This is a genomic window from Caulobacter sp. P1_B12_2 (genome assembly GCF_056406675.1).
Genome location: NZ_JBFTZS010000099.1, coordinates 1 through 12,029 on the forward strand (window position 1 = coordinate 1; position 12,029 = coordinate 12,029).

Consider the following 12,029-nt stretch of genomic DNA (forward strand, 5'->3'; position numbering starts at 1 on the left):
GGCGGCGAAGGCGACATCGGCCAGAGGCGCATCGGCGAACGACGCATAGCGCTCGGCCAGGGCCCGCACCGCCGCCTCGCTGCGGCCCGACAGGGTGATGACCTGCAGGCCCGGCTCGGGCGCCGCCACCGCCGCCGGCTCGGCGCGCGAAGGCCCCTCCCCGATGATCACGTGCGCGTTCGTGCCAGTGAAGCCGAAACTGCTGACGGCGGCCAGGCGCGGGGTCTCGCCACGCGGCCAGGCTTGGTCGGACGTCGGGATCACGAACGTTGACGCCAGCGCGATCTGCGGATTGAGCGTCTTCAGGTGCAAATGGCGCGGTATGGTCTCGTGGCGCAGGGCCAGGACAGACTTGATCAGCCCCGCGATCCCCGCCGCGGCTTCCAGGTGGCCGATATTGGTCTTCACCGAGCCGACGGCGCACGGCCGCCCGGCGTCGCGGTTCTCGCCATAGACGGCCTGAATGGATTCCAGCTCGATCGGATCGCCCAGGGGGGTGCCAGTGCCGTGCGCCTCGACCAGCCCCACGTCCGCCGGTTGGGCCGAGGCGTCCGCCAGGGCCGCCTTGAACAGGTCGCGTTGCGCCGCGCCGTTGGGCACGGTCAGGCCTCCGCTGGCCCCGTCCTGGTTGACCGCCGAGCCGCGGATCAYCGCCAGCACGTCGTCGCCGTCGGCCAGCGCGTCCGACAGCCGCTTCAGCACCACCAGACCGCAGCCCTCGCCCCGCCCGTAGCCGTCAGCCGAAGCGTCGAAGGTCTTGCACCGTCCGTCGGGCGCCATCATCCGGGCCTGGCAGGTTGCGATCGTACCGGCCGGCGAGAGGATCAGACTGACGCCGCCGGCCAGGGCTTCGCGACACTCGCCCAGCCGCAGGCTGCGGCAGGCCAGGTGGACCGCGACCAGCGATGAAGAGCAGGCCGTGTCGATCGCCATCGCCGGGCCCTGGAGGCCGAAGGCGAAGGCGATCCGCCCGGCGGCGGCGTTCAGCGCCGCGCCCGTGGCGGTGTAGAGCTCGATCTGGCTGGGCGCGCCGAACAGGGTGTTCTGCGCGTAGTCGTTGGTGCTGATCCCGACGAACACCCCGGTCTTGTCGCCCGCCCGTGGCGGCCTCCCGGCATGCTCGAAGGCCTCCCACGCCACCTCCAGCAGCAGGCGCTGCTGCGGGTCCAGTGTGACGGCTTCGCGCGGTGACAGGCGGAAAAAGCCGGGGTCAAACCCGGCGACGTCTTCCGCCAGGAACCCACCGCGACGCGTGTACATCTTGCCGGGCGTCGAAGGCTCGGGATGGAAGAAGGCCTCAATGTCCCAGCGCTCTGGCGGAACCTCGCCCGTGGCGTCGCGGCCTTCCATCAGGGCCGCCCAGAAGGCGTCGGGACTGTCGATGCCGCCCGGGAAGCGACATCCGAGGCCGATCACGGCGATGGGCTCGCTGCGCCACCGCCGCGCTTCGCTCAGTTGCTGGCGCAGATCGCGGATCTCGGTCAGCGCCCGTTTGACGACGGTCTCGCGGTCCAGCTCCGGTGGTGTTCGGGTCATGGCGCGGCCCCCTCGAGTTCGCCCGCCAGCAGCGCCAGCAGTTCAGCCTCGGACGCGCCGTCGAACGCGTCTTCGGGCTCCGCCTCGTCCGCTTGCGGCGGCTCATTCAAGCCCAGAACATCGGTCAGGAGATGGTCGGTCAGGGCCGCGATGTTCGGGAAGCGGAAGACCACGGTCGCCGGCAAGGTGACGTCCAGATTGGCGCCCAGCCGGTTCTTCATCTCGACGGCCATCAGGGAATCCAGACCCATGTCGAAGAAGCCCGCGGCCGGATCGGCCAGGGTGTCTTCGCCGGTGATCGCGGCCAGCTCCATCTGAAGGAAACGGGTCAGGATCGGTCGGCGCTCGCGGGCCGGCGCGGCGATCAGTTCGACCAGGAAGGCGGAGGGGCCGCGCGCCGCGCGGTCGTCCGCCGCCGCCTTGGCCGGCAGGGTGTCGGCGAGGTCGTCCAGCGCGCGCGGACGCTCGCCCGGTCCGAACTGTTCCAGGAAGGCTGGCCAGTTGACCGGCATCACGGCGACCTGAGGCGACGCGGCGCTCATCAGGTCGCCCAGGCGCTGCAGGGCCTCGGTCGGCCCCAGGGCCGAGACGCCGCGCGGGGCGTGGGTCTTGCCGGTGCGCCGCGCCAGATCGGCCGCCATGCCGATGTCGCGCCAGGGTCCCCAGCCGACGCTGAGCGCGGGCAGGCCCAGCGCCCGGCGATGATGGGCCAGGCCGTCGAGGAAGGCGTTGGCGGCCGAATAGTTCGCCTGGCCCGGCGAGCCGAACAGGGTCGCGGCCGAGGAGAACATCACGAAGAAGTCGAGCGGCAGGTCTCGGGTCAGGTCGTGCAGATTCCAGGCCCCGCGCGCCTTGGGTCGCATCACCTTGACGAACCGCTCGTCTGTCTGGGTGAACAGCACGCCGTCGTCCAGCACGCCGGCCGCGTGCACGATCCCGCGCAACGGCGGCAAGTCGGCGGCGATCTGGTCCAGGGCCGGCGCCAGGCTCGCGCGGTCGCCGACATCGACTGGCAGGACGGTGACGCGGACGCCGGTCGCCTCCAGGGCCGCGATGTCCGCAGCGGCGTTTTCGTCCGGCTGGCTGCGGCCGGCCAGCACCAGGCTGCGCGCGCCGGCCTCGGCCAGCCAGCGAGCGACGGCGCGGCCGAGGCTGCCCAGCCCGCCGGTGATCAGATAGCTGGCGTCCGGCCGCACGGGTGGCGGGGCCGGCTTCGGAACGGGGGCCGGCGCCAAGCGGGCGACCAGCCGTTCGGCGCCGCGGAAGGCGACAAGGTCTTCGCCGTCGTCGCCGAGTATGTGGCGGGCCAGATCCAGGGCCTCTTCTGGATAGGCTTCGGGCGCCAGATCGACCAGACCGCCCCAGGCCTCCGGATGCTCCAGGGACAGCGCCCGGCCGACGCCCCAGAGGGGAGCCTGATGCGGCGCGACAGCGGCGTCGCCGACCGGCTGGCCGCCGCGACTGACGAACCAAAGCTTGGGCGGCGCCGCGATCGGCAACACGCCTTGGATCAGATGAAGGGCGGCCAGCTCCCCGCAAGAGTCCGCCTCGTCTCGCATGCCGTCGAGATCGAGATTCCACAGATAGGCGATCGCTGAGGGCGCGCTGGCGTCGAGAATGCCTGGGAGCTGCTGGTCGAGCGCGTCGAGGGAGGCAATGTGATGGTCGGCAGCGGCCGGGTCCCCAGATCGCCGCACGAGGGTGCAGACCTGGCCCGTCGCTGTCAGGGCTTGAGCCAGGCGCTCGGCGACGCCCGATCGATCGGCGAAGATCAGCACCGACTGTCCCGGCTGCGGTGTCGTCGCGGCGGGCGGCGCGAGGCGCCACTGCATCTCGTGGAAGAGGTCAGCCGGCGGTGCGCCGGTGCTCGGGGTCGGGGTCGGGGCCATCCAGTAGGGTTTGCGCTGGAAGGGATAGGTCGGCAGGCGCAGGGGCTGGTGCGGTTGGTGGCGGTGGACGGCGGCCCAGTCGATGGGGGCGCCGGCGACATAGAGGCCGGCCAGGGTCTCGTGCAGGATGGCCAGGTCGCCGCGCTTGCGGCGCAGCGACGGCAACCAGCGGGGCCCGGCCTCGGCCTCCGGCTTGGCCATGGCGGTCAGGATCGGATGCGGGCCGATCTCGATGACCAMGGCGCAGTCCTGGGCCTTGAGGGTCTGCAGGGCGTCGTGGAAGCGCACGGGCTGGCGCAGATGGGCGGTCCAGTAGTCGGCGTCCGGCGGCCCGTCGGCCAGGGYCCCGTCCAGGTCGCGGATCAGCCGGATCTGGGGCCGCTGATAGTCGATGGTCCGGGCCAGGTCGGCGAACGGCTCCAGGAYYGGGGCCATCARCGGTGAATGGAAGGCGTGGGACACGGTCAGCGGCCGGCTGGCCACGCCCTGGCGTTTGAGGTCGGCGCGCAGGGCGTCCAGAGCCTCGGCCTCGCCGGAGACCACCAGGTCGCCGGGRCCGTTGACGGCGGCGAGAGACAGGCGGTCGCCATAGGCGGAGAGGTCCAGGTCGGCCTCGGCGGCCCAGACCGCGGCCATGGCTCCGCMGGGCGGCAGGGCCTGCATCAGCTGGGCSCGGCGGGCCACCAGCTKCAGRCCCTCCTCCAGGCTGAACACCCCGGCCACGCAGGCGGCGACATATTCCCCRACGCTGTGGCCCAGCACCACCGAGGGCTCCACGCCCCAGGAGCGCCACAGGGCSCACAGGGCGTATTCCAGSGMRAACAGCGCCGGCTGGGTGTGTCCGGTCTGGTCGATCAGGCCGCTGTCGTCCTCGAACAGCGTTGGCAGCAGGGCGCCGTCGAGCAGGGCGTCGCAGCGGTCGATGGCGGCGCGGAACACCGGCTCGCGGTCGTAGAGCTCGCGGCCCATGCCGGCGTATTGCGAGCCCTGACCGGTGAAGACGAAGGCGATCTTCGGGCGTTGGGCCCCGGAGACCTGGCCGCGCAGCACGCCGGGGTCGCTCTGGCCYTGGGCGGCGGCGGCGAGACGCTTGGCCAATTGCTCGCCGGTCTCGGCCAGGATGGCGATGCGGTGTTCGAAGTGSSWGCGTCCRGCGCTGGCGGCGAAGGCGACATCGGCCAGRGGCGCRTCGGCGAACGRCGCATAGCGCTCGGCCAGGGCCCGCACCGCCGCCTCGCTGCGGCCCGACAGGGTGATGACCTGCAGGCCCGGCTCGGGCGCCGCCACCGCCGGCGACTCGGGGCGCGAAGGCCCCTCCCCGATAATCACGTGGGCGTTCGTGCCGCTCATCCCAAAGCTGCTGACGCCGGCGAAACGCCCGCCCGCACCCGACGGCCAGGCGACGGCCTCGATCGGGACGTCGATCGGCAAGGTGCTCCATTCGATCTGCGGATTGGGCGTGTCGAAATGCAGGTGGCGCGGGATGGTCTCGTGGCGCAGGGCCAGGACCGTCTTGATCAGCCCGGCCACCCCGGCGGCGGCCTCCAGGTGGCCGATATTGGTCTTCACCGAACCGACCAGAAGCCTTTGATCCGCGGCGTTCCCCGGGCGGAGGGCGCGGACGGCGGCGCCCAGTTCGATGGGATCGCCCAGCGGGGTGCCGGTGCCGTGGGCTTCGAGATAGGCGATGTCGCCCGGCGCCAAGCCCGCGCGTTCCAGCGCCTCGCCGATCAGGGCCTGCTGGGCGACGCCGTTGGGCACGGTGAGGCCGCCGCTGGCCCCGTCCTGATTGACCGCCGATCCATGGATCACGGCCAGCACGTCGTCACCGTCGGCCAGGGCGTCGGACAGCCGCTTCAGCACCACCAGGCCGCAACCCTCGCCCCGTCCGTAGCCGTCGGCCGAGGCGTCGAAGGTCTTGCATCGCCCGTCCGGCGCCAGGGCGTGCATGCGCGATAGAGCGACATAGGCGTCCGGCGCCAGCATCAGGTTGACGCCGCCGGCCAGCGCGGTCTCGCACTCGCCCATCCGCAGGCTCTGGCAGGCCAGGTGGACCGCCACCAGCGACGAGGAACAGGCGGTGTCGATCGCCAGGCTGGGTCCCTGGAAGCCCAGGGTGTGCGACAGCCGCCCGGCGGCGACGCTGAAGGTGTTGCCGGTGAAGGCGTAGGCGTCGATCGCCTTGTCCCCCTGCCCCAGCAGCCTGGCGTAGTCGTTGGCGTTGACGCCGATGAACACCCCGGTCCGATCGCCCTCGACCGGCGGACGTCCGGCGTGCTCCAGGGCTTCCCAAGCGACCTCAAGCAGCAGGCGCTGCTGCGGATCCATGGCGATGGCTTCACGCGGGGTGACGCCGAAGAACTGGCTGTCGAAGTCCTCGACGACCCCGTCGAGGAAGCTGCCCGACTGGCAATAGCTCTTGCCGATGCGTTCAGGATCGGGGTCGAACCAGTCGGCGGCGGTCCAACGCTGGGGCGGGATCCGGGTCACCGCGTCCTGGCCGTCGCGCAGCAGGCGCCAGAAGGATTCGGGGTCGTTGGCCCCGCCGGGGAAGCGGCAGCCCAGGCCGACGATGGCGATCGGCGCTTGCGGCTCGACTTTCTTGAGACCGGCGGTCGGCGCGGCGTCCGAGGGGGCGATCAGGTCGAGCAGATGACGCGTCAGGCGTTCGATGGTCGGATGATCGAAGGCGACGGTGGAGGGCAGCGTCCGCCCGAGCCCAGTCTCAAGGCGCGAGCGCAGTTCGACCGCCATCAGCGAGTCCATGCCCAGCTCGAACAGTCCCTGCTTCAGATCCGGCTTGGTCGGCAGGCGCAGGACCCGCTTGACCTCGGACTGGATGCGGTCGAGCAGCAGGTCGTATCGGTCGCCCGGGTTGGCCGCGAGCAGTTCGGCCGCGAAGGCGCTGACCTCCTGCGTGGACACGCTTGGCGACGCGACCCATGGGGCCGCCGGCGATTCCGCCAGGCCTGGCGCACGGGACCCGGTCTCCAGGTGCGGAGACGCGGCCACGTCGTCGAGCCAGAACCGCTGACGTTCGAACGGATAGGTCGGCAAGGTCGTGCGCCGGCCGCGACCCGCCTCGAACGCCCGCCAGTCGATCGGCGCGCCGATCCGATAGAGCGCCGCCAGGGCTTCCAACATTTCACGCGCGTCGTCGCCGGTCTTGCGCAGCGACGGCAGCCAGAGGGCGTTCGGCGTTTCGTCCAAGACCCCAGAACGACGGGCCATGCCCAGCAGCACCGGCTGTGGGCCGATTTCAAGGAAGACCGTATGGCCGTCGGCCTTGAGCGTGGCCAGGCCGGCCTCGAAGCGCACGGCCTCGCGCGCGTGCCGACGCCAGTAGGCCGCGTCGGGCGCGTCCTCCAGCCTTTCGCCGGTCAGGTTGGAGATCACCGGGATCGTCGGACGAGCGAAGGCGATGCCCACCGCGTAGGCCGCGAAGCCGTCGAGCATCGGCTCCATCAACGGCGAGTGGAAGGCGTGGGACACCGCCAGGCGCCGGTGACGCACGCCCTCGGCGGCGAGGCGCTCCAGGGCTGCGTCCACCGCGGCCTGGGTTCCGGACAGGACGACATCGTCGGATGCGTTCACCGCCGCCACCGCCAGGTCGGCCGGAAGCGCGCCGAGCACCTCCCTGACCCGCGCCTCGGACGCCTGCACGGCCGCCATGGCCCCGCGTTCGCAGAGCGTCTGCATCATCCGGCCGCGTGTGGCGACCAGGCGAAAGCCGTCCTCCAGCGACAGAACGCCCGCCGCCTGCATGGCCGCGAACTCGCCGACGCTGTGGCCGATCACGGCCGCGGGGATCACGCCCCACGACCGCCAGAGCGCCGTCAGCGCGCATTCGACCGCATAGAGCGCCGGCTGGGTGAAGCCGGTTTCGTCCAGCCGTCCGGCCTCCCCGTCTCCAAAGACCAATTCGCGCAGGTCGGTGTCGAACTCGTCCTGGAAGATCGCGTCGCAGCGGTCGATGACGTCCCGGAAGACCGGCTCGTCGGAGTCGAGCGCCCGAGCCATGCCGGGGAACTGCGAACCCTGGCCGGTGAACAGGAAGACGACGCGCGGCTCCGAGCCGTCGAGCCGATGAAGGGGCGTCTCGCCGCGCGCCAGATCTTCCAGGGCCGTGGTCAGATCGCCAGGGGTCCCCACGACGGCGGCCCGATGCTTGAAGTGGGCGCGTCCGGTGTTGGCCGCGAAAGCCACGTCGGCGGCGGCTGGTCCGCCCTGGCCCAACAGGGCGGCGTAGCGCCCCGCCAGCGTGCGGGCGGCCGACTCCGTTGGCGCCGAAACGGTCAGCAGCGTCACGGGCCGGGGCGTGGTCGCCTCGGACCGTGACGGACCGGCCTCCAGTATGACGTGGGCGTTGGTGCCGCTGAAGCCGAACGAGGAGACCCCTGCCATGGGCGCGGAGGCGGGCCAGGTCGTGTGTCGGCTGGGGATGGTGATCGGCAGGCTGTCCCAGGGCAGATGCGCGTTCGGCTGCTGGAAATGGAGGTGGGCCGGGATCTCGCCGTGCTCCAGGGCCAGGATCGTCTTGATCAGGCCGGCGACACCCGCGGCGGCTTCCAGGTGGCAGATATTGGTCTTGGCCGAGCCGACGATCAGCGGGCCGTCGCGATCGCCATAGGCGCGCGCCAGGGCCGCCAGTTCGATCGGATCGCCCAGCGGTGTGCCCGTACCGTGCGCCTCGACATAGCCGACCTCGTGCGGCGACGCCCCGGCGTCGGCCAGGGCGGCCTTGATCACGCTCTCCTGCGATAGTCCGTTGGGGGCGGTCAGGCCGTTGCTGCGGCCGTCATGATTGACCGCCACGCCGCGCACCACGGCGCGGATGTCGTCGCCGTCGCGCAGCGCGTCGGACAGGCGCTTGAGCACGACGACGCCGCAGCCCTCTCCGCGACCGTATCCGTCGGCGCCGTTGTCGAAGGTCTTGCAGCGGCCGTCCGGCGCCAGGGCGCGGACCTTGCAGAAGTAGACCGTGCTTTCCGGCATCAGCAGCAGGTTGACGCCGCCGACCAGCGCCTGGTCGCAGCGGCCCGAGCGCAGATGCTGAACCGCCAGGTCCAACGCCACGAGCGAGGACGAGCAGGCTGTGTCGACCGTCATGCACGGCCCCTGCAGGCCGAGAACATAGGACAGCCGCCCGGCCGCGACGCTGGGCGTGGTGCCGGTGCCGGTATAGGCGTCGATGGCCTCGACCCCGGCCCGGGCCAGGGTGTGGGCGTAGTCGTTGTTGCAGATGCCGAGGAAAACGCCGGTGCTCGAGCCGCCCAGTCGATCGGGCGGCAGGCCGGCGTCCTCCAGGGCTTCCCAGGCGACCTCGAGGAACAGCCGCTGCTGGGGGTCCATCGTGACGGCTTCGCGCGGCGCGATGCCGAAGAAGGCCGGGTCGAAGGTGTCCACGCGGTCGAGGAACGCGCCGCGCTTGGTGTACATCTTGCCGGGGATGTTCGGGTCGGGGTCGTAGAAGGCCTCGACGTCCCAGCGTCCCGCAGGCGCGTCGTCGACGGCGTCGCGACCTTCGCTCAGCAGCGACCAGAACGCTTCGGGATTGTCGGCCTTGGGGAAGCGGCAGCCCAGGCCGATCACGGCGATCGGCTCGCGCTGGGATCTCTCGGCGATCTCCAACCTCGAGCGCATGTCCTCGAGCGCCCGGAACGCGCCCGCCAACAAGCCTCTCGAATCGTTGGCGATATCGTTCATCTCAGACCGTCTGTCGCGGCACGAAGATGCGGGTGACCGAGAAGCCGCCCGATCCACCGATGAACAGCGCCAGGGCGCCGAACAGGTAGAGAAGCGTCTGCTCGTACCCCGGCAGCGGCTGGTTCGGATTGAGCGGCGGCGGGAAGCCGCCGTTCAACAGGGCCGTGATCAGATTGGCCGCCATCTCGATCACGATCAGCAGGGCGACGAACGAGACGAAGGTCCCGCTGAAGAGCGCAAGGCCTCCGAAGAATTCGAGACCGCCGATCACCCAGGACAGGAACTCGGGGAACGGCACGCCCATGCCCTGCATGATGTGCAGGAAGCTGGCGTGTCCGTCGGCCGTGAAGATCTTGGGATAGCCGTGATAGGCCAGGCCGCCGCCGACGATCACGCGGACAGGAATGGGAGCCAGTTCGTACCAGCGCTTGGTCATGGTCGGCCCTCCCCTAGGATGCCGCGGCGGACTTTGCCGCCCACGACCAGATGCCGTTGTCGAGCGCGTACTTGCCGCCGCCGGCGATCACCAGGGCGGTCAGAAACAGGATGTAGAAGAGGTTGGTCTCGTAGTCGGGCAGAGGCATCTGGCCCGGCAGCGGGGGTGGAAAGCCCTTGCCGATCAGAAAGATCGTCAGCACCCGCGTGGAAAGCTCCAGCGCCACCAGGAGCGAGGCGAAGACGGTGAAGGCGCCCAGCAGCACGCAAAGCCCGCCGACGAACTCCAGCGTGCCCACCGACGCCGCCGAGAGCTCCGGCCATGGAAGGCCCACCGCGGACAACTGATGAACGAAGTTGGCGTAGCCGGACGGCGTGAAGATGATGGGCGCGGAATGGTAGATCAGGCCGCCGCCGGCGGCGATGCGTATGGCCAACTGCGGCGTCTGGGTCATATCTCTGAGCATCAGGTCCTCCCCCCTGGCGGTGCGGCCAGGCCTTCGCCGATCGCGTCGACCTTGCGCGCGAGCAAGGTGAAGAGTTCGGCCTCTGACAGGCTGTCGATCTGCGCCTCGGTCATGGACTCCCGCCAGACGGTGCGCGGCGCCGCGCGCGGCGCGGGGCGAACGTTCAGCTCGGGCGTCGCCAAGTGCGTCGCCAGGGCGTCGATGCTGGGATAGTCCCACAGCAGGGTCGGCGGCAGGCTGCGGCCGAGCCAGGTCTCCAGGTCGCCCGCCAGCCCCACGGCTTTCAGAGAATCCAGCCCGAAGGCGCTGAACGGCGCGCCGATGTCGATCTCCGCGCGCGGGATATCGAGCGTCGAGGACAGCTGTTCGGCGATCCAGGTCCTGATTTCGGCCGCCGAGGCTTGCCGGCGGACCGCCGAGGCCGCGCGGGGCGGCGACTGCGCCGGCGCCGGGGCGGCGCGCTGTGAGGTCCAGGTGATGCGCAGCTCACCCGTCTCATAGGCGCGCCGGCAGCCCTGGCGTTCCAGCTTGCCGCTCGAGGTCTTGGGCACGCCCAGCGGTGGAACCAGGACGATGGTGTCGACCTGGATGTCGAACTCCTCGGCGACCGCCTTGCGGATCGCGGCGGCGATCTCCTCGACCGGTGGATCTCGCTGGGCGCGGACCAGCTCGTGGACCAGCACCAGGCGCTCTGCCCCGTCGCGCTCGACCGAGAAGGCGGCGTTGCCGCCCTCGCGCAGCGCCGGGTGGCTGGCCGAGGCCACGGCTTCCAGGTCCTGCGGGTAGTAGTTTCGGCCGTGGAGGATGATCAGCTCCTTCAGGCGACCGGTCACGAACAGCTCGCCGTCGCGCAGGAAGCCGAGGTCGCCGGTGCGCATGAACGGGCCCTCCCCGCCGGCGAGACGCGCCTGGAAGGTCTGTTCGGTGTCGGTCGGGCGGTTCCAGTAGCCTTGCGCGACGCTCGGATCGCGAACCCAGATCTCGCCGACCTCTTCGGGCGCGCAGAGGTGGCGGGTCGCCGGATGGACGATCACGACCCGCTCGACCTGGWCCGAGCCCGCGCCGACGAGCCGCCTGAAGCCACCGGCCGCCGCGGGGGCGACCTGATTGCGGGCCAAGGCGGCGGCGTCGAAGTTGGAGACCACGAAGCGATCGCCGCGCTTGCGCGTGGTGACCATCAGGGTCGCCTCGGCCAGGCCGAAACAGGGGTGAAAGGCGTCGCGCCGGAAGCCGGCGGGCGCGAAATAGTCGGCGAACATTTCGAGCGTCTCGGCGCGGATCGGCTCGGAACCGCAGGGCGCGACCGCCCAGTGGCTGAGATCGAGCGTGCCGCGCTGCTCGGGCGTCACCGAGCGCACGCACAGTTCGTAGGCGAAGTTCGGGGCCCCGCTGACCGTGGCCTTCTCGCGCGACATCATGTCGAGCCAGCGGAACGGCTGCTGCAGGAACGACACCGGGGCCATCATCGACAGGGGCAGGCCCACATAGGCCGCCTGCAGGATCGCGCCGATCAGGCCCATGTCGTGGTAGGGCGGCAGCCAGGATACGCCGCGGCTCTCGGCCGTGGTGCCGAAGGCCTTTTGCATCAGGTCGGAATTGCGGATCAGATTGCCGTGGCTGACCATCACGCCCTTCGGGGAGGCGGTCGAGCCCGAGGTGTACTGCAGGAAGGCCAGGTCGTCGGGCTTGGCGTCTACGACCTCGAAGCCCGGGGCCTCGACCGGGGCGTCATCGACCAGCAGCCAGTCCAGAGCGGCCAGTCGCGGCAACTCCAGAGAACCTCCGTGTACGGAGCTGAAGACGTCCTGGGTCGTCAGGGCGGCGCGCGCTCCGGACTCCACGGCGACCGCGTTGATCCGGTCGAGCGTCCGGTTGCGGCGGGGCGGATAGACCGGCACGGCGATGGCGCCGGCGTAGAGGCATCCGTAGAAGGCGCCGATATAGTCCAGTCCGGGCGGGCAGAGCAGCAGCACCCTCTCGCCCTTCAGCCCTTGTG

Annotated in this window: 5 protein-coding genes; all 5 read right to left on the minus strand. The window is 70.8% G+C overall.

Annotated elements, in window-relative coordinates:
- The coding region (locus AC1DZ6_RS08445; protein ID WP_477096750.1) for a type I polyketide synthase at nucleotides 1-1,536 on the minus strand (1,536 nt) is incomplete at its 3' end.
- Nucleotides 1,533-9,068: a type I polyketide synthase gene (locus tag AC1DZ6_RS08450; protein WP_477096751.1), complete on the minus strand. Its 7,536-nt coding sequence runs from the start codon at nucleotides 9,066-9,068 to the stop codon at nucleotides 1,533-1,535. The genes AC1DZ6_RS08450 and AC1DZ6_RS08445, both read right to left, overlap by 4 nt.
- A gap of 64 nt (nucleotides 9,069-9,132) precedes the next feature.
- Nucleotides 9,133-9,567, minus strand: a complete 435-nt coding sequence (locus AC1DZ6_RS08455) for a DoxX family protein (protein WP_477096752.1) — start codon at nucleotides 9,565-9,567, stop codon at nucleotides 9,133-9,135.
- Nucleotides 9,568-9,580: 13 nt separating this feature from the next.
- A complete protein-coding gene (locus AC1DZ6_RS08460; RefSeq protein ID WP_477096753.1) occupies nucleotides 9,581-10,033 on the minus strand; it encodes a DoxX family protein in 453 nt (150 codons plus the stop codon).
- Nucleotides 10,033-12,029: AMP-binding protein (locus AC1DZ6_RS08465; RefSeq protein ID WP_477096754.1), on the minus strand; the 1,997-nt coding region annotated here is incomplete at its 5' end. The genes AC1DZ6_RS08460 and AC1DZ6_RS08465, both read right to left, overlap by 1 nt.

Bases quoted from the DNA above. Each gene is read 5' to 3' on its own strand.
- AC1DZ6_RS08455 (WP_477096752.1), bottom strand. From the start codon at position 9,567: ATGACCAAGCGCTGGTACGAACTGGCTCCCATTCCTGTCCGCGTGATC.
- AC1DZ6_RS08460 (WP_477096753.1), bottom strand. From the start codon at position 10,033: ATGCTCAGAGATATGACCCAGACGCCGCAGTTGGCCATACGCATCGCC.